The sequence below is a fragment of the Acidovorax sp. sic0104 genome (assembly GCF_019219095.1).
In the GTDB taxonomy this organism is placed as follows: domain Bacteria; phylum Pseudomonadota; class Gammaproteobacteria; order Burkholderiales; family Burkholderiaceae_C; genus Acidovorax.
This window is the reverse complement of record NZ_JAHUWH010000010.1, coordinates 71,904-89,845: the sequence shown is the minus strand read 5'-3', so window position 1 is coordinate 89,845 and position 17,942 is coordinate 71,904. Positions and strand designations below refer to the sequence as shown.

The window sequence follows — 17,942 nt, the reverse complement described above, 5'->3', positions numbered from 1 at the left end:
TGCCAAGAACGCTCAGTCCAGCGCCACGGTTTTGCTCACCGGGTGCGACAGCACGAGCGACGTGGACACACTGCCGTGTGCGGCCAGGGCATCGACCACGCGCTCCAGGTCGGCAGGCTGGCCGAAGGCGCAGCGCACCACGAAGCAGTCTTCGCCCGTGACGCGCACGGCGTCCAGCACCTCGGGCATGGACTGAAACAGCTGCACGTAGCGCTGGATGTGTTCGTGCGTGGTGCGCACCCGCACCACCGCCTGCAGGCCCAGGCCTACCGCCGCCAGGTCTATGCGGGCCGCATAGCCGGCGATCACGCCCGCGTCTTCGAGCTTCTTCACGCGTTCGCTCATCGCGGGCTGCGACAGGCCGATCTGCTTGCCCAGCGCCGACAGGCTTTGCCGCGCGTCGCGCTGCAGCGCCATGAGGATCTGCCGGTCTTTCTTGTCCAGTTCCACGTGCAAGGTCCTTTGCCAGCGGGCGATGAGTTCAAGGTTTGGGGGCGCGCTTTTCGATGATGTCCCCTGGCCGGGGAAGCGCACGTTGCCTATCGTAGGCGGTCTTTCACCAACTCGAGAAACATCACGCCATGCGCCCAGTCTTGCTCATCCCCGGCATCCACAACTCGGGCCCCCACCATTGGCAGTCGTTGTGGCAAGCGCAGCATGCCGGCGTCTCGCGCGTGCAGCAGTCCGACTGGGACCACCCCGTGTGCGGCGACTGGGTGCAGGCGCTGGACGCTGCCGTGGCGGGCGCGAGCGATCCACCCATCCTGGTGGCGCACAGCCTGGGTTGCCTGGTGGCGGTGCGGTGGGCGGCCCTGGGCACAAGGCCCGTGCATGCCATGCTGCTGGTGGCCGTGCCCGATCCGCTGGGGCCGAACTTCCCGGCCGATGCGCAAGGCTTTGCGCCGCTGCCGGGCGCCCTGCCGCCGATGCGCCGATTGACGCTCATCAGCAGCACCGACGACCCCTATTCCACGCCCGACTTTTCAGCGCGGCGCGCGGCCGACTGGGATGCGGAGCATGTGGTGCTGGGCGCTGCAGGCCACATCAATGCCGCCAGCGGCCTGGGCGCGTGGCCGCAAGGCTGGCTCCACGTGGAGCGCTGGCGCGCACAGGCGGGCTGAGAATGAGCGCACGCCGTCAACGCTGGCGCGGGCGGCACTGTGCCACAGGGGCCCGGCTCAGCCGCCCAGTGCCTGCGCCTGGTCGATGATGAGGTAGCGCTTGACCAGGTCGAAGAAGCTTTCGTAGAACGTGTCCTTGGAGATCGTCTCGCTGCCCACCTTGACCATCGACTCGCTGCTGGCCGACAGCGGCAGCGAGACCGATCCGATGGCGCCCACCCCCAGGCTGGCGGAGTTGTTGGTCTTGCGCAGCGCATAGGTGTCCTGCAGCGCGGTGACGAAGCCCAGGCTCACCTTGCCGTCACTGGCCTCGGGCACGCAGACCACGCGCACGACCATCTGCAAATGCGATTCGGCCTCGGGCTGGAAGCTCTTCTTGCCTTCCACCAGGTCCGCACTGCTCGACGAGATGATGTAGCCCTGGCTCAGCAGCGCACGGCGGGACGCCTCGCAGGTCTGGGCGGGCGTGGCGTCGAACATGCGCGAGTAGGTGCTCACCGAGCCGAAGCTTTCCTGCACGCCGAACGTCTTCACATTGGTGCCCACGCACCCGGCCAGCAGCAGCGCCCCGACCGCCAATACGGCTGCGCCAGCGCTGCGCGCGGCGGGCCGCCAACGGACCCTGTCGAGGGGAGAGGCCGTCAGAGACGGCCCTGGTTTGCATGCAGGGCTTGGCAACAGGTGGGCCTGGTCGTGTGTCTTGATCTGGGTCTGGGTCATGTCTTTCTCACCAATTCCGTAAGGCGCTGGCAGGGGCCCGCAGCAGGGCAGCCGCCCCGCTTGCTCTGACGGCGCCTGCCACCCCGGGTTCCGTGGATTCTAGAAACTCCAGACTGCGGCGCACGCGGGATGCTGCACTGCACTATGCCGCCAGCTGCCGCACGCAGCCGTCAGGAAAAGGCGACTGACGTATTAATTTGCACGGGCGACCGGCCAGAGTGCTCCCGATGCTACTGAAAATATAGCTTGCAGCCCCTTGCCAACAGGCGTGTGAACCAAATGCCATCCGCCTGGTGGGCCATTGCGAGTTATGCCCGTCCAATGTGTATCAAGCTGTGGATAAATCCGGGAACAAGCCGCAGAACCCGCACCAGCACTGGCGTGCGGCGCGTTGCCTAAAAAACGGTCAGCCGTACCTCCCCTGCACACGTGGCGCGCCTTGCTCACCTTTGTTGCGGCAGGACTCGGCGTTTTCCCAGACCCCCAGCAGCTATACTATTGATAGCTAACTGCGCTGGTCCATCTTGCGGTGCAGCGCGAATTACCCACTCAATGCCAGGCGCTGTGCCGAGTCGCCAGCGCTTGAACCCGCTCCCCCACCGTGCCCCTTGCCACCCTCCTCTGCCTGGTCGTCGCCATCAGCGACGGCGACACGCTCACGGCCCGTTGCGGCCCACCCGGCGCCTACCGGCAGGTCAAGGTCCGCGTGGCCGCCATCGATGCGCCCGAGTCGCGCCAGGCGTTCGGCCAGAAGTCGCGGCAGAACCTCGCGCAGTTGTGCTTCAAGCAGCGCGCCATCCTGCAGCCGGTGGACGAAGACAGCTATGGCCGTACGGTGGCCAATGTGCGCTGCGGAGGCACCGACGTGGCCACCGCCCAGGTGCGCGCCGGGCTGGCCTGGGTGTACACACCGTACGCCGGCGCGCATCCGCACCTGGCGCCACTGCAGCGGCAAGCACGCAGCAGCAGCACGGGCCTGTGGGCGCAGCGCCGCCCGCTCGCGCCATGGGATTACCGGCACCGGCACCACCCGCGCTGACGGCAGGCGGTTCTTGCGCGGCAAGTGAATCAGCCGCGCAGCAGCGCCAGCACCCCCTGCGGCATCTGGTTGGCCTGCACCACCATCGCATTGCCGGCCTGCTGCAGGATCTGCTGGCGCGCCAGGGTGGCGGTCTCCACTGCGAAGTCCGTGTCCGTGATGCGTGCGCGGCTGGCCGACATGTTCTCGGCGCCGACCTGCAGGTTGGAGATGGCCGACTCCAGGCGTGAGGACTGCGCGCCGATGACCGCGCGCTGGCTGTTGACGTAGTCGAGCGCCCGGTCCACCGACACGATGGTCTGCGCCGCCGAGACCGTGACATCCAGCGTGTTGCGCAGTCCCATGGCCGCGAGGCCGATGGCGCCCACCCGGGTTTCCATGGTCTGGTTGGCGTTGGCCCCCACCTGGAACACTTTGGTGCTGATCGCGCTGCCGGATGTGGCGATGTTCTCGTAGGTCTCGCTGAAGCCCTGCAGCGCGTCCTTGCCCGAGCGGCTGCCCTGGTTGGGGATGGCGGCCTGGGCGTCGCGCACCATGCCGCCGTCCACATCCGCGCCGCCGATCGCCCCCGTGTCGGCATTGTTCAGGTCGAACGTGCCGATGAAGGCCGCACCGCCCAGCGCAAACTGGGCCTGCACGTCGGCCGCATTGGAGAAGGCGCCCGCCGACGCTGCGGCGATGGCGGCGTCCAGCGTGGAGCCGGGGTTGCTGCTCATGTAGGTGAGCACGTCCTTGATGCCCGTGCCGCCCGCCGTCTTGATGCGGTCGTGCATGTAGCGCACGGCCGAATAACTGGCCGAGTAGAACTCACTGGTGTTCGTGGGCCCGCCCAGAGCCGATACCACGCCAGCCAAGCCCACATTGGTGATGTCGCCGCGCACGCGCTCGTCCGCACCCTGGATGAACTCGGCCGTGCCCTCGGCGAACCACAGGTGGTTGCTGGTGATGTCCTGCCAGTTGGTGGACCGGGCCATCACGGCATGCACCATCTCGTGGCCGATGATGCGGTCGTTGTAGTACGGCGCGTTGCCGCCGTTGGGCATGTTCGGCGGCACGAAGTCCGCCATGTCCACCTGCAGCGTGAGGTTGGTACCCCGCCCCTGCCCGTCGAAGCCCGTGGCCTGCACGTAGGCGGCCACGTTGCCCGCTCCGTCGGTGAAGCCGGTGTAGCGGATGTCGAGCGCCGCTCCGTCGGCCTGCAGGCCGTAGTAGGTGCGGATGAGGTTCTCGCTGCTCTCCAGCCAGCTGCCGGCGCTGGTCAGTCCGTCGAAGACGGCCAGCAGGTTCTCGTCGCCCACCACGCTGGCCTCGGACCGGTCGAAAACATCCATGCCGTTGAACTGCGTGGTGCGCCCGGTGCGGTCGATCTCCTGCGCCAGGCGCGTCACCTCCGCCTGGATGGCCTGGCGGTCGGCGGCGCTGTTGGTGTCGTTGGCGGCCTGCACCGCCAGCTCGCGGATGCGCTGCAGGCTGGCGGTGACGCCCTGCAGCGCGCCCTCGGCCGTCTGCATGAGCGACAGGCCGTCGTTGGCGTTGCGCACGGCCTGGTTCAGGCCACGGATCTGGCTGGTGAAACGCTCGGAGATGGCCAGGCCCGCCGCGTCGTCCCTGGCGCTGTTGATGCGCAGGCCCGAAGAAAGGCGCTGCACGGTGGTGGCCATGGCCGACTGCGCACCGCCGAGCCGGCGCTGCGCAGTCAGCGACATCACGTTGGTGTTGATGGTCAACCCCATGGCACGCTCCACACACTCCTGGTCAAACCCGATTGAAGAAACCCGGGGCCGGCAAGCCAGAGCCCATGCGGCAGCACGCGCCCGGCGACCCGCTCCCTCTCCACACCTCTTATCGGCAGCCCTGTGGAAAACCTGACGGCCGGTTTCGCCGGTCTTTTCCGGGCTGGCCTGCGAAACCGCCACGCAGCCGGTAGCATCCAGGGTTTTCCCCAGCCGGACCTGCGGCACGCCCCGCGCACGCCGCACCCTGCGCTTTCGCTTTCATGACAGCCCCCCATTCCACCCTTGCTGCGCCAGGCGCCGAGACGGCCAGCGTCTACCGCCATTCCGGTTTTGTTTCGTTCCTGATCGCCCGCGTGGTGGCCGTGGTGGCCACCCAGGTGCAGGCGGTGGTGGTGGCCTGGCAGGTGTACGACCTCACGCGCCAGCCCCTGGCGCTGGCCTATGTGGGACTGGCGCAGTTCCTGCCAATGCTGTGCCTGCTGCTGCCTGCGGGTGACCTGATCGACCGCTTCGCGCGCAAGCGCATCCTGGCGGCCAGCTGGGCGGTGGGCGGGCTGTGCAGCGCCATGCTCTGGTGGCTGTCGGGCCATGGCGCAAGCGGCGTGGCGGGCATCTATGCGGTGCTGGTGCTGTACGGCTGCTCACGCGCGTTCTCGGGACCGGCCATGCAAAGCCTGCTGCCCCAGATCGTGCCGCGGGCACAGCTGGCGCAGGCCATTGCGGCCAACAGCATGCTCATGCGCGTGGCCAGCATCGGCGGGCCACTGCTGGGCGGGCTGCTGTACGCGCTGGGCGGCGGCGAGCTGACCTATGCCGTGTGCTGCGCGTGCTTCGGCCTGGGCGTGCTGCTGCTGCTGCGCGTGGTGGTGGCGCACGCCACGGCACCCGGCCCCACGCAGGGCACGATGTTCGAGCGCTTCGGCGCCGGCATTTCGTTCATCCGCTCGCGGCCCATCATCCTGGGCACCATTTCGCTGGACCTGTTCGCAGTGCTGCTGGGCGGCGTGGTGGCCCTGCTGCCCATCTACGCGCAGGAGGTGCTGCACGTGGGGCCGGCCGGCCTGGGCGCGCTGCGCAGCGCCATGGCCGTGGGCGAGGTGAGCGCGGGGCTGTACCTGAGCATGCGCCCTTTCAACCACCGCGTGGGGCGCACCATGTTCATCGCCGTGGCGGTGTTCGGCGCTGCCAACCTGGTGTTCGCGCTCTCCACGCTGTTCTGGCTGTCGTTCGGGGCGCTGCTGGTGGCTGGCGCGGCCGACATGGTGAGCGTGTACATCCGCGGCGCACTGGTGCAGTTCTCCACGCCCGACACCATGCGCGGGCGGGTGAACGCGGTGAACATGCTGTTCATCGGCTCCTCCAACGAACTGGGCGAGTTCCGCGCCGGCACCAGCGCCGCCTGGCTGGGCGCGGTGCCCGCCGCCATCGTGGGCGGCCTGTGCACGCTGGGCGTGGTGGCCACCTGGGCCACGGTGTTCAAGCCGCTGCGCAAGGTGGACAAGTTCGAGGAAGCTGCGCAGGCACGCTAGCGGGCTGGCTGCGGCTGCGACTGCTGCGGCTGCTGCGGCTGCTGCGGCTGCTGCGGCTGACGATGCTCTGCGCTACAGCTGGTCACAACCGGCCGCGCAATTGTTTCGGGCGGGTAAAACCCGCCGGCAACCCTTGCCTTGCAGGTGTGGCGAGCGCAGCATGGCGCTCCAGCCCGGATGTCCAAGGGCTTTGCAGGACGCCCACACCATGCGCCACGACCGCCTCGCGCCTTCCTTGAGCACACCGCCACAGATCAACCGCCGCCAGTGGCTGGCGCTTACAGCCCTGGGAGCGTCGGCCAGCGCCGTGCCCGCCTGGGCTGTCGCGCCCCTGGCCCCGCCCGACAGTCCAGACCATGCCCTGCATGCACGGTGGATGGATCGCATCACCTGGGGCAGTACCGCGCAGGGCGCGCAGACCATTGCCGCCGAGGGCATGCAGGCCTGGCTCACCGGCCAGTTGCGAGCACCGGCCGATGCACCGCTGCCCGTCGAAGCGCAGGCGCAGATCGACGCGATGGCCATCACCCGCACCCCGCTGGAGACGCTGGCCCTGCAGATGCAGCAGCGCCAGCGCGATGCACGCGCACTTGCCACCGAAGATGAGCGCAAGGAAGCGCTGCAGGCCTGGCAGAAGGACATGCGCAACCTGCAGCGCGAGGCCGGGCAGCGCTTCGTGCTGCGCGCGCTGTACTCGCCCGCCCAGCTGCGCGAGAAGATGACCTGGTTCTGGATGAACCACTTCAACATCTTTGCCGGCAAGGCCAACCTGCGCGCGACCGTGGGCGACTACGAGGAGCGCGCCGTGCGCCCGCATGCCCTGGGGCGCTTTCGCGACCTGCTGGGCACCACCACGCGCCACCCGGCCATGCTGTACTACCTGGACAACGTGCAGAACGCCGCCGGACGCATCAACGAGAACTACGCGCGCGAGTTGATGGAGCTGCACACGCTGGGCGTGGGCGGCGGCTACAGCCAGCAGGACGTGCAGGAGCTGGCGCGCGTGCTCACCGGCGTGGGCGTGAGCATGCGCCCGCTGGACGACGATCCCCCGCGCATGAAGCCAGCGCTGCGCGCGCACTATGTGCGCCAGGGTCTGTTCGAGTTCAACCCCGCGCGCCACGACTGGGACGCCAAGACCCTGCTGGGCCAGCCCATACGGGCCCAGGGCCTGGCCGAGCTGGACGAGGCGCTGGACCGCCTGGCCCGCCACGGCGCCACGGCCCGCTTCGTCACGCGCAAGATCGCCGTGTACCTGGTGGGCGATGCGCCGCCGCCCGCATTGCTGGAGCGCCTGGCGCGAACCTTCGAGCGCACCGATGGCGACATCGCCGCGGTGCTGGCCGCCCTGTTCCAGTCGGCCGAGTTCCAGGCCTCGCTGGGCCAGCGTTTTCGCGACCCGGTGCAGTACGTGATGGCCGGCGCGCGCCTCGTGCACGGCGACCAGCCGGTGCTGGCCAACACCGAGCCACTGCTCAACTGGATGCAGCGCCTTGCCGAACCACTGTACGGCCGCGCCACGCCCGACGGCTATCCGCTCGACGCCGCCACCTGGTCGGGTTCGGGCCAGATGAGCACGCGTTTCGAGGCCGCGCGGGCGCTGGGCGCCGGCATCGGGGGCCAGGGCGCGCAGCGCATGCCACCGCCTGCGCTGTCGCAGACGCCCTACCTGCGCCAGATCGACGCCACGCTGGCCCCGGCCACCCGCGCAGCGTTGGCGCAGGCCGCCACGCCCAGGGAATGGAACCTTCTGTTCCTTTCGTCTCCCGAATTCATGCACGGCTAGAGATGGAGTACATCCCCCTGAGTCGCTTCGCGCCTTCCCCCTTCTCTCGAACGGCTGCGCCATTCGGGAAGGGGGACGCAGCCAGTGCGGCGGGGCGGCCCTTGCACGGCTGCCCTGGCTTCGGGCGTGCGGGTTCACGCGCAGTTTTCGATACAACGTTCCCAGGTTATTGAGAGGACAGCCTCATGTTGAGAAGACACTGCCTTCACGCTCTGGGCGCCAGCGCCCTGGGCCTGGCCACCGCCCAGGTGGCCGCCGCCCCGCGCGCGGGCGATGCGCGCCTGCTGCTCGTGTTCCTGCGAGGCGGCTACGACTGCGCCAGCCTGCTCGTGCCCACCAGCAGCAGCTTCTATTACGAGAGCCGGCCCAACATCGCCATTGCCCGCCCCGGGCAGGAAGGCGGCGCGCTGGAGCTCACCAGCGACTGGGGCCTGCACCCGGTGCTGGCCCCATCGATGCTGCCGCTGTACCAGCGCCGCGAACTGGCCTTCGTGCCCTTCGCAGGCACGGACGACCTCTCTCGCAGCCACTTCGACACCCAGGACAGCATCGAGCTGGGCCAGCCCCTGGCCGGGCGGCGGGACTACGGCTCGGGCTTTCTGAACCGCCTGGCGGCCGAGCTGGGCGCAAGGCAGCAAGAGGCGTCGCCCATGGCCTTCACCAGCACGCTGCCCCTGGTGCTGCGCGGCACGGTGGATGTCCCCAACACGGCGCTGGCCGCCGCGGCAGGCAAGCCCGGCGTGGACGAGCGCCAGGCCGGCCTGATCGACATGATGTACCGCAGCACCAGCCTGGCCCGCCCCGTGGCCGAGGGCTTTGCCACACAAGGCGAGGTGGCCCGCAGCATGCAGGGCGAGATGGATGCCGCCAGCCGCAATGCGTTGAGCACCAAGGGCTTCGAGGGCACGGCGCGGCGCATGGCACGGCTGATGCAGACCCGCTATCACCTGGGCTTTGTCGATGTGGGCGGGTGGGACACGCACGTGGGCCAGGGCAGCGCCACGGGTGCGCTGGCCAACCGCTTCGACGAACTGGGCCGTGGCCTGGCGGGCTTTGCCGACGAGATGGGCGCGGCGGCCTGGAAGAACACGGTGGTGGTGGTCGTCAGCGAGTTCGGCCGCACCTTCCGCGAGAACGGCAACCGCGGCACCGACCACGGCCACGGCACCGTGTTCTGGGTGCTGGGCGGCGGCGTCAACGGCGGGCGGATTGCAGGCGAGCAGCAGGCGCTGTCGGCCACCACGCTGTTCCAGAACCGCGACTACCCGGTGCTCAATGACTACCGCGCTGTGCTCGGCGGCTTGTTCGCACGCATGTACGGGCTCAACGCCGCTGCCGTGGGGCGGGTGTTTCCGGGCACGCGGGGCGCGGATCTGCGGCTGGTGTAGACGTAAGATACGCTACGTTTTCAATAGCTGCTGGCGCTTGTCCATCAAACGCCAACGGGCTTTTTTCGTTCAATCTCGCAGGGTCAGGCGTTGAACGTGCCCGTCAGCAGCTCAGGCAGACGCTCGATCTTCATCTTGAAGCCGCAGGCCTGCGCGTGGCCTCCGCCGCCCATGCTTTCGGCCAGGGCGATGCAGTCGAAATTGCGCTGAGAGCGCAGCCCGGCCTTCACGCCCTTGGCGCCCGCGCTCCACATCAGCGCGAAGGTGCCGGTCTTGGCCGACAGGATGTCGCCCACCAGGCTGTGGAACATGCCGGGCGCATTGACCATGAGGCCCTCGACGCCGTTGAACACCAGGGGCTGCGCGCCCTCGGCGATGTCGGCGCAAAGCTTCTTGTACTTCTCGTCCATGGCCGCGCCACGCGCCATGAAGGCCTGCAGCTGATCGGGCGTGAAGAAGGCGATCTCGCGCCAGCGCTCGAAGGTCTGGGCTTCCATGTCCAGTGCCGAGAGAAAGGCGCCGCTCTGGGGGAACTCCCACTTCCAGATGTCGCGGTCTTCCACATACTGCAGCAAGGCCGGCATGGCGGTGTGCGGGTGGAAGAACTCCCAGGCCAGGCGCGCACCCGACTTGTCCATGTCGAAGTGCACCACGCCGCAGCGGCAGGCGAATCCGGTCAGCTTTTCGGCGGCGCTCTTGTGGTGGTCCAGCATCACCAGGCGCGCAGCGCGCTCATCGATGGCTGCAAGGATCTCGGCCGAAAACGAGAAGTCGAGGATGTAGACGGAGCGGCCCGCCAGCGCTGGCAGGTCGTCCACCGACTGCACATCGCCATGGTCCAGGCCCACGTATTCGGCCTTGTCGCCGTAGAACAGCCACGCGGCCAGCGCGGCACCGAAGCCATCGGGGCAGCTGCGGCCGTGGTAGAGCACCAGGGGCGCGGGGTCGTTCAGGTCGGGGGCGATGAGCAGCTGCAGGGGAAGAATCGATTTTTTCATGTCCCCCCGATTGTCGCCCGCTCGCCAGGCGGGGGGAACCAATGCATGGCATCGCGGCTCCACCAGGCATGGCATTTCGCACTCCATGGCCCACCTCACTCTTCGGCAGAACCATGTTCCAGACCCTCAAGGAGCTGTTCGAAAGCTTCACAGTCCCCCGCCCCGGGGCCTCTTCAGCCCAGCAAACGCACTCGGTGCAGCTTGCCGCCGCCGTGCTGCTGGTGGAGGTCGTGCGCGCCGATGCCGCGATGGACGACGCCGAGCGCACTGCCATGGTCCGTGCGCTGCGCGAGCGCTTCATGCTCAGCGACGACGAAGTGGATCGCCTGCTCGAGCTGGCGGTGGACACAGCCCGCACCGCTTACGACTACCAACGGTTCACCGGCCAGCTCAACGATCACTTCACGCAGCCGCAGAAGATCGAACTCGTCGAGGCGATGTGGCAGGTGGCCTATGCCGACGCGCGCCTCGATGAAAACGAGATGCACGCCATCAGCAAGGTGGCCGGCCTGCTGCACGTGACGCACGGCGAATACATCGCCGCCAAGATGCGCGCGAAACACGCAAACACCCCCTGAGCCGCTGGCCCAGGCCGGGCAGGCACGGCCAGAGCGCCTGAAAACGCCCGCCTTAAACCGGCAACCAGCGCCACCAGAAGGGGGTCTTGACCTCCCGCGCACCGCGCTCGCGCAGCAGCGCGATGAATTCGGTGCGCTCATGGCGCCGCGCCGCCTGCAGCGGCGTCATGCCGTCGAATTCCGAGCGCAACTGCGGGTCCGCACCGTGGTCGAGCAGGTAATGCGCAATGGCATCGTGCCCGTGAATGAGGGCCGCCACCAGCGGGGTGCACAGGATCTCGGGGTGCTGGTAGTTGGGGTTCACCCCCGCGCCGATGTGGTGGCGCACCAGCGCCAGGTCGCCCGCCAGCGCGGCGGCGTACATGTCTTTCCAGTCTCCTGCCGACATACGCTGCATTCCTTTGCATGAACTTGATCGCCGCAGTGTAGGCCGCCCAGCGTGCTGCACAATGCGCGCCTTCCCTCATTCGGCGTGCGTCCCAGGCCGGCCTCTTTCATGCACCCTCCCCTGCACATCCTCTGGCGCGACGAGCACCTCGTGGCCGTCTACAAGCCCGCAGGCTGGCTCGTTCACCGCACGGGACTCGACGCTGGCGAAACCCGCTTCGTGATGCAGGCCCTGCGCGACCAGCTGGGCCAGCATGTGTTTCCCGTGCACCGGTTGGACAAGGGCACCTGCGGCGTGCTGGTGATGGCGCTGCACAGCGATGCGGCGCGCGCGCTGTCGCAGGCGTTCGAGCGGCAGGCCACGCACAAGCGCTACCTGGCCATGGTGCGTGGGTGGGCGCCCGATGCCGTGGATGTGGACCACGCGCTCAAGCCCGACGACGCCCCGGCCGATGCCGCCGTGCAGGACGCCCGCACACAGTTCCGGCGCCTGGCGCAACTCACCCTGCCAGAGGCGAGCGATGCGCGGTTCGCCAGCACCCGCGCGTCGCTGGTGGAGGCCACGCCCAGCACGGGCCGGCGCCACCAGATCCGCCGCCACCTCAAGCATGTGGCGCACCCCATCATCGGCGACGCCACGCATGGCAAGGGCCCCATCAACCGCTGGTGGGCCGACCGGCTGGGTCTGCAGCGGCTGTGGCTGCATGCATGGCAGCTCACAGTGCCCCACCCGGTGAGCGGGCAGGCGCTGGTGTTCGACAGCGGGCTGCAGTGGCCGCACCGGGCCTGCGGCGAAGCCGCAGCAGCCGACGCCGACGCCGACACGGGGGCGCCTGCCGCAGACTGGCAGCGCCTGCTCTCACAGCTGCCGTGGGAGCCGGCCGCACCCGGCGCGCCCGGGGTGTCAACGCCCTGACGGGGCTCCTGCCGCCGCAGCTATCCTGCCTTGGCCCCGAGCGACTGCATGCGGGCCTTCCATTTCGCCACGCCGCTGTCGCCCAGCTGCTCCACGCTGCCCACCAGGGTTTCATGCACCGGCGCGATGCCCGCGAAGCCCAGGATGTTGCGCTCCAGCGACTTCACGCTGTGCGCGCGGAAGTACCAGCGGTACACCAGCGCGGGCATGCCCATGGTCACCACCACCCGCGCACTGCGGCCGGTGAGTCCCTTGCGCCCGAACGGGTTGCTGCCCTCGGTGGTGAACGCAAAGCCCGGCCGCGCCACCTGCTCCAGAAAGCCCTTGAGCAGCGCCGGCATGTCGCCCAGCCACAGCGGAAAGAAAAGCACCAGGTGCTGGGCCCAGCCGATGTCCTCCTGCGCGGGCTTGAGCCGAGCCGGCAGCAGGCCCAGCTCCCATTCGTGCTGGCTGCGCAGCAGCGCAAAATCAATGGCGGCGACGTCGATCAGCCGCACCTCGTGGCCCGCGCTGGTGGCGCCCAGCGCGTAGGCCTGCGCCAGCGCATGGCACAGATGCGGCGCGCTGGCATCGGGGTGTCCCTGGATCATCACGATGCGTTGCGGGGTCATGGCACCTCCTCACACGGCCGCACCGGCCCCCTGGCAGCAGCCTGGCAAACGTGGTGTGGGGGCCCCATGCAAATCGTGACACGCGCCACCGTGGCACGCAAGCGCCAGCAGTGGCAAGGAGCGGGGCGATCCGGCACCACACGCACGCTGTCGGCTTGCTGGCCTGCCGCGCAGCGCCTCAGCTGTCCTTTTTACTATCATTTTCATAGCTATCGCCGCTTTACTGGCAATCGAATTTCCGTCATTTGGTTGGAGCCCCTGGCCCCCCCTCTCTTCACCGCGCGGGCAGGCGTCAGCACCGTCCTACTTCGGCGCCCGGTGGCCGCCGCTAGACCACAAGGCGGCGGACGGCGCACAGTCCGCAAGCGGCCAGTCGGGCCGACCTTCACACGCCACGTCGACCATGCAAACCTTTACAGCCACGCCACGCCCAGGCGCCGCGACCTCCACACCTCCCGGCTCCATCCCCGAGGGGCACGGCCATGGCTGACATGGACGGCATCTGGCACGAGATCACCACCACCGTGGCGTCCGAGTTCTCGGACGTTACGGACGTGGGGCAGGCCACGCGCATCGTGGTGAGGCTGACGGTGGCCGCCGTGCTGGGCGGCCTGCTCGGGTGGGAGCGCGAACATGCGGGCAAGGCCGCCGGCGTACGCACCCACATGCTGGTGTCCATGGGTGCCGCGCTGTTCGTGCTGGTGGCGCAGCAGGCAGGCATCGAGCCGGCGGACAACAGCCGCGTGCTGCAGGGCATCATCGCCGGCGTGGGTTTTCTGGGCGCCGGGACCATCCTCAAGGGTGACGCCGAAAGCCAGGTCAAGGGACTGACCACGGCGGCTGGCATCTGGCTGACCGCCGCCATCGGCGTCGCGGCAGGACTGGGGCGCGAGACCACGGCGGTGCTGAGCACTTTGCTGGCACTGCTGGTGCTGTGGGCCATGCCTCTGATGCACGACCGCATGGCCCGCGCATCGACCCGGCCCCGGCGCGAGGGGGACTGAGTCGCTGCGGCTCAGTCGCAAGCCTCAGTCATGCGCATTACCCCGGCCCTGAAACGCCCGGAACAGGGGCCGCGTGCGATACACTTTTTGGCCCTCCTCCACGTGGGCCTGCGGCATGCACCAGGCCATGCCCCATGAGCCAAGCGACCAGCTCCGAAGCACCGCAAGCCACGCCAGCAGACACATCGCCGGCAGCCCCCAGCCCCTCAGCGCACGCCCAGGCCTCGGGCAACCTGCGCGGCATCATCGCCATGGTGGCGGCCGTGGGCTTCTTCTCCCTGATGGACGCCCTGCTCAAGACCTTGTCGGCAAGCTACCCCGCGATGCAGGTGGCGGCGCTGCGCGGCTGGGCCGCCCTGCCGCTGGTGGTCCTGTATGTGGTGTGGCGGCGCGAAGTGGGCGGGCTGCTCAAGGTGCGCTGGCCGCTGCACCTGCTGCGCGGCGTGATCAATGTGTCCATGCTCGGGCTGTTCGCCTATGCGCTCAAGGAACTCGGCCTGGCCGAGGCCTACACGCTGTTCTTCATCGCGCCGCTGTTGATCACAGCGCTGTCGACCGTGGTGCTGCGCGAGAAGGTACGCGCCGCGCACTGGGTGGCCATCGCACTGGGCATGGTCGGCGTGGTGGTCGCGCTGCGGCCCAGCCAGGACGCCTTCTTCACCCTGGGAGCGCTGGCAGTGCTGGGAGCAGCCTGCGGCTACGCGGTGTCGGCCATCACCGGCCGGGTGCTGACGCGCACCGACTCCAGCGCAAGCCTGGTGTTCTGGACCACCACCTTGCTGGCGCTGGGTGCCGGCGCGCTCGCGCTACCTGGCTGGGTGGGCGTGGACCGGGCGCACTGGCCCCTGGTGGCAGGTCTGGCAGTCACAGGCTTCCTGGGGCAGCTGGCGATCACCGAGGCCTTCCGCCACGGCCAGGCATCGGTGGTGGCGCCGTTCGAATACACGGCCCTGGCCTGGGGCATGGGCCTGGACTGGGTGCTGTGGCAGGCGGTGCCGGGCTATTCCACGCTGCTGGGCGGCGCCATCATCATCGGCAGCGGCCTGTACCTGGTGCGCCAGGAGCGAACGCAGGCGGTGGTGCCGCCCTGACCGCCCATACAGCACACCCAGCACAGCCTGGGAACCCGGCCCTCGCCCACGCAGGGCATGGTCTTACAGCACGGAAACTCGTGGCGCGGTCAAATGGCGCGATCAGCACTGCGGCACGCGCCGCGCCAAGGAGATCGCATGACACAACGCGCCACCATTGCGGGCCACGTCACCTACACCCCCGGTGACGGTGCGCCGCTCACCATTCCCAAGGGTCCGGTCGAGCTGGAACCTTCCAAGGACAGCACCACGCTGAGCTGGACCGCCGACAATGACGCCGTGGGCTCTGCCGCCATACCGCGCGACCAGTTCAATCAGTACGTGCGCGACGGCAAGATACGTCTGGACAAGGGCCCCGGCAACTAGGGTAGAAGGCCAACGGGGCATACCGTTGCAGAGTCAACTCTGTGCTGTTTTCTTTGCAGCTTCAAGCGCTTTGCGGCAAGCGGCAGCCGCCACTTTTCAACCATAGGCTTTTGCACCATGCCCTCTGAAAACATCCTGCGCTTCTGGTTCGAAGAACTCAGTCCGGCCCAGCACTTCGCGCAGGACGACAAGGTCGACAACCTGATTCGCGCCCGCTTTGGCGAGACCTGGGAGGCCGCGCGGCAAGGCGAGCTGTGGGCCTGGCGCGATACAGCGAGGGGCCGGCTGGCGGAGATCCTGGTGCTGGACCAGTTCTCACGCAACATCCACCGGGGTTCGCCACTTGCCTTCGCGCAGGACGCACAGGCGCTCACCCTGGCGCAGGAGCTGGTATCGAGCCGGCGTGACGCGGAGCTGCCCTTGGAGCAGCGCGCCTTCGCGTACATGCCCTACATGCACAGCGAGTCTTTGACAATTCACGCGCAGGCGATGGCCCTGTTCAGCCAGAGCGGCCTGGAGCACAACCTTCAGTTCGAACAGCGCCACTACGAGATCCTTGTGCGCTTTGGACGCTACCCGCACCGCAATGCGGCACTGGGCCGCGCATCGACCCCCCAGGAAACAGCGTTCCTGGCGCAGCCAGGATCGTCCTTCTGAAGAAGCGTCGGTTCAGCCGTCGTGGTGGCTTTGCGCCACCCGCCAGGTCATAGCTGCACAGCGGCACTGCCGACGCCTTCAAAAGACACGGCCACGCTGTCTCCCGGCTGGGCCTGCAGCATTCCCACCCAGGACCCGGTGGTCACCACGGTGCCGGCCGGCACGGTCAGCCCGCTGCGCGCAAGGTGCCGCAGCCACACCGGCAGCAGCCACCCAGGATCACCCAGCGGGTGCGTGCCCTGGCGCACCACCGGCGCCTGCGAGCCGATGCGCACCTCGCACGACTGCGCCGCCCAGTCCCTTGCGGCGTAGGGCTTCCATTCGCCCAGCACCAGCGCGCCGTGCGACTGGAGATCGGCCAGGCGCAGCAGCGCCGGCGCATCGCCACCTTCCTGCCAGCGCGAATCCACGATCTCGATCGACACAGCCATCGCGTCGACCAGCGCGGCGGCGTCGGATGCGTTCAATATTGCGGCCTGCGCCGGCGTGACCGCTTCCCCCAGGCGCAGCGCGATCTCGGCCTCGATACCCAGGGTCTGGAACTGCATGTCGGCACAACGTGCCGGGCTCGCACGCACACCGGCGGGCGGCAGCGGCGCATGCGTGAGCACGGCCTGGCGATTGGGCCCGCCCGACTTCCAGTGACGGGCAAGTTCCGGCCCGAACCACCCCATCGACCGTCCCAGCAGGTCCTGCACGGCATAGGCAGCAGAGGCACCGTCCAGCGCGGTCGCCCAGGGTTGGGCGCTGATGGCGCGGCCATCACGCCATGCGGCAGCCAGCGAGTCCGCCAGTCCCACGGCCAGGGGCGTTGCCGCCTTTGTTGTCGCTGCTTCATCAGCCATCGGGTTCAACTCTCCACTTTGACATTGCCATCCTTCACCACCTTGCCCCACTTGGCGATCTCGGTGGCGATGAACTCCTTGAACTTGTCGCGCGTGCCGCCGCCGTCTTCCGCGCCGTAGGTGTCCATGCGCTCCTGCACATCGGGCATGGCCAGCACGGTGTTGACGTCGTGGTTGATCTTGTCGGCGACACCGGGCGCAAGTTTGCCAGGGCCGACCAGGCCGTACCAGGTCGTGGCTTCAAAACCTTCAAAACCCTGCTCCTGCATCGTGGACACGCCGGGGTGCCCCTTGGCCCGCTTGGTGCGCGTCTGCGCCACCGCGGCCACCTTGCCGCTCTTCACATGCGGCGTGGCCGAGGTCATGGTCTCGAAACAGTACTGGATCTGGTTGCCCATCAGGTCGGCGAGCGCCGGGCCGCTGCCCTTGTAAGGCACATGCAGCGCGTCCACCCCGGCCTGCAGCTTGAACATCTCCAGCGCCAGATGCTGCGCGGAGCCCGGGCCGGCCGAGCCAAAGGTCACCTTGCCCGGATTGGCCTTGCACAGGGCCACGAGCTCCTTCACGGTCAGCGCCTTCTGCGCCGGGCCCGCGATCAGCAGGTTGGGCGTGACGCCCACCATCACGATGGGCACGAAGTCCTTCTGCGGGTCATAGCGCAGCTTGGGCTGCAGGCTGGGCGCGAGCGCATGGCTGTTGATGTGCGCCATGAGCAGCGTGCTGCCGTCACTGGGCTGCTGCGCCACGTACTCGGCCGCCAGCACGCCCGCCACGCCAGCCTTGTTCTCCACGATGACCGACTGCTTCCACATGGCGGAGAGCTTGACCGCCACCACCCTCGCCAGCGCATCGGTGCCGCCACCGGGCGGAAAGCCCACCACGATGCGCACCGGACCGGTGGGCCATTCCTGCGCGAACAGGCGCGGGGCACCGAGCACGGCCGCCGCCGCGCCTGCGGACTGGATCAGGGAACGTCTTTTCATCATCGCTTGTCTCCTTCGTAGGCCCTTGTCGGTGCGGGCCGGGTTGAATGAACTCAGCACAGAGAACCCCGGCCGCATGCGCGCACGGCCAGGTTCTTGAAAACACGAGGTCGATCGGTCCTTGCGCCACCAGCGGGCCGCAAGCGGCAAAGAAAAACATGCCGGCGGGCCGGCGCCTCCTGCAGGC

The 17,942-nt window shown here is 68.5% G+C and carries 19 protein-coding genes; 11 read left to right on the top strand and 8 right to left on the bottom strand.

Annotation, left to right across the window (positions count from 1 at the left end; translation table 11 throughout):
• Positions 1-12: 12 nt before the first annotated feature.
• Entirely contained in the window at positions 13-450 is a 438-nt protein-coding gene (locus KW835_RS16815; protein WP_056423167.1) for an Lrp/AsnC family transcriptional regulator, read from the bottom strand.
• Between the two features lie 131 nt (positions 451-581).
• Here KW835_RS16815 and KW835_RS16810 point away from each other — a divergent pair, with 131 nt between their 5' ends.
• Complete coding sequence (locus KW835_RS16810; RefSeq protein WP_218384437.1) at positions 582-1,121, top strand: alpha/beta hydrolase; 540 nt, start codon at positions 582-584, stop codon at positions 1,119-1,121.
• A 57-nt stretch (positions 1,122-1,178) separates the two neighbouring features.
• On the opposite strand, the gene KW835_RS16805 is transcribed toward KW835_RS16810, so the two are convergent.
• A complete protein-coding gene (locus KW835_RS16805; protein WP_218384435.1) occupies positions 1,179-1,841 on the bottom strand; it encodes a DUF2242 domain-containing protein in 663 nt (220 codons plus the stop codon).
• Between the two features lie 601 nt (positions 1,842-2,442).
• Here KW835_RS16805 and KW835_RS16800 point away from each other — a divergent pair.
• Complete coding sequence (locus tag KW835_RS16800; protein WP_218384434.1) at positions 2,443-2,880, top strand: thermonuclease family protein; 438 nt, start codon at positions 2,443-2,445, stop codon at positions 2,878-2,880.
• 29 nt (positions 2,881-2,909) lie between these two features.
• Here KW835_RS16800 and KW835_RS16795 read toward each other — a convergent pair whose 3' ends face one another.
• The gene (locus tag KW835_RS16795; RefSeq protein WP_218384432.1) at positions 2,910-4,613 is read right to left on the bottom strand and encodes a flagellinolysin; all 1,704 of its coding nucleotides are present in this window, start codon (positions 4,611-4,613) and stop codon (positions 2,910-2,912) included.
• Between the two features lie 263 nt (positions 4,614-4,876).
• On the opposite strand from KW835_RS16795, the gene KW835_RS16790 reads away from it, so the two are divergent.
• The 3 genes from KW835_RS16790 to KW835_RS16780 all read left to right on the top strand — a co-directional run bounded on the left by KW835_RS16790 (position 4,877) and on the right by KW835_RS16780 (position 9,319).
• Positions 4,877-6,145, top strand: coding sequence for an MFS transporter (locus KW835_RS16790; protein WP_218384430.1), 1,269 nt, complete (start codon positions 4,877-4,879; stop codon positions 6,143-6,145).
• 208 nt (positions 6,146-6,353) lie between these two features.
• A complete protein-coding gene (locus KW835_RS16785) occupies positions 6,354-7,931 on the top strand; it encodes a DUF1800 domain-containing protein (protein WP_218384428.1) in 1,578 nt (525 codons plus the stop codon).
• A 185-nt stretch (positions 7,932-8,116) separates the two neighbouring features.
• On the top strand, positions 8,117-9,319 hold the full coding sequence (locus KW835_RS16780; protein WP_218384427.1) for a DUF1501 domain-containing protein: 1,203 nt from the start codon (positions 8,117-8,119) through the stop codon (positions 9,317-9,319).
• Positions 9,320-9,402: 83 nt separating this feature from the next.
• On the opposite strand, the gene KW835_RS16775 is transcribed toward KW835_RS16780, so the two are convergent.
• Positions 9,403-10,317 (bottom strand): DHH family phosphoesterase, encoded by a 915-nt coding sequence (locus KW835_RS16775; RefSeq protein WP_218384425.1) that lies wholly within the window; start codon positions 10,315-10,317, stop codon positions 9,403-9,405.
• A 113-nt stretch (positions 10,318-10,430) separates the two neighbouring features.
• Here KW835_RS16775 and KW835_RS16770 point away from each other — a divergent pair, with 113 nt between their 5' ends.
• Positions 10,431-10,895, top strand: a complete 465-nt coding sequence (locus KW835_RS16770; RefSeq protein WP_218384423.1) for a TerB family tellurite resistance protein — start codon at positions 10,431-10,433, stop codon at positions 10,893-10,895.
• A 52-nt stretch (positions 10,896-10,947) separates the two neighbouring features.
• On the opposite strand, the gene KW835_RS16765 is transcribed toward KW835_RS16770, so the two are convergent.
• On the bottom strand, positions 10,948-11,283 hold the full coding sequence (locus tag KW835_RS16765; protein ID WP_218384421.1) for an ankyrin repeat domain-containing protein: 336 nt from the start codon (positions 11,281-11,283) through the stop codon (positions 10,948-10,950).
• Positions 11,284-11,391: 108 nt separating this feature from the next.
• Here KW835_RS16765 and KW835_RS16760 point away from each other — a divergent pair, with 108 nt between their 5' ends.
• Positions 11,392-12,198, top strand: a complete 807-nt coding sequence (locus KW835_RS16760) for a pseudouridine synthase (protein ID WP_218384419.1) — start codon at positions 11,392-11,394, stop codon at positions 12,196-12,198.
• Positions 12,199-12,218: 20 nt separating this feature from the next.
• Here KW835_RS16760 and KW835_RS16755 read toward each other — a convergent pair whose 3' ends face one another.
• A complete protein-coding gene (locus tag KW835_RS16755; RefSeq protein WP_218384417.1) occupies positions 12,219-12,809 on the bottom strand; it encodes an NAD(P)H-dependent oxidoreductase in 591 nt (196 codons plus the stop codon).
• A 491-nt stretch (positions 12,810-13,300) separates the two neighbouring features.
• Here KW835_RS16755 and KW835_RS16750 point away from each other — a divergent pair, with 491 nt between their 5' ends.
• The 4 genes from KW835_RS16750 (at position 13,301) to KW835_RS16735 (ending at position 15,927) form a co-directional block, all read left to right on the top strand.
• Positions 13,301-13,813 (top strand): MgtC/SapB family protein, encoded by a 513-nt coding sequence (locus tag KW835_RS16750; protein WP_218384706.1) that lies wholly within the window; start codon positions 13,301-13,303, stop codon positions 13,811-13,813.
• Positions 13,814-13,947: 134 nt separating this feature from the next.
• Positions 13,948-14,904 carry a DMT family transporter gene (locus KW835_RS16745; protein WP_218384410.1) on the top strand — a complete coding sequence of 319 codons (957 nt, stop codon included), beginning with the start codon at positions 13,948-13,950 and terminating at the stop codon, positions 14,902-14,904.
• A gap of 138 nt (positions 14,905-15,042) precedes the next feature.
• The gene (locus KW835_RS16740; RefSeq protein ID WP_218384408.1) at positions 15,043-15,270 is read left to right on the top strand and encodes a hypothetical protein; all 228 of its coding nucleotides are present in this window, start codon (positions 15,043-15,045) and stop codon (positions 15,268-15,270) included.
• Between the two features lie 117 nt (positions 15,271-15,387).
• Complete coding sequence (locus tag KW835_RS16735) at positions 15,388-15,927, top strand: DUF924 family protein (RefSeq protein WP_218384406.1); 540 nt, start codon at positions 15,388-15,390, stop codon at positions 15,925-15,927.
• A 47-nt stretch (positions 15,928-15,974) separates the two neighbouring features.
• Here the strand turns inward: KW835_RS16735 and KW835_RS16730 are convergent, their stop codons facing one another.
• Positions 15,975-16,772 (bottom strand): fumarylacetoacetate hydrolase family protein, encoded by a 798-nt coding sequence (locus tag KW835_RS16730; protein WP_218384404.1) that lies wholly within the window; start codon positions 16,770-16,772, stop codon positions 15,975-15,977.
• Between the two features lie 5 nt (positions 16,773-16,777).
• Positions 16,778-17,755, bottom strand: a complete 978-nt coding sequence (locus tag KW835_RS16725) for a tripartite tricarboxylate transporter substrate binding protein (protein WP_218384704.1) — start codon at positions 17,753-17,755, stop codon at positions 16,778-16,780.
• Positions 17,756-17,942: the final 187 nt, after the last annotated feature.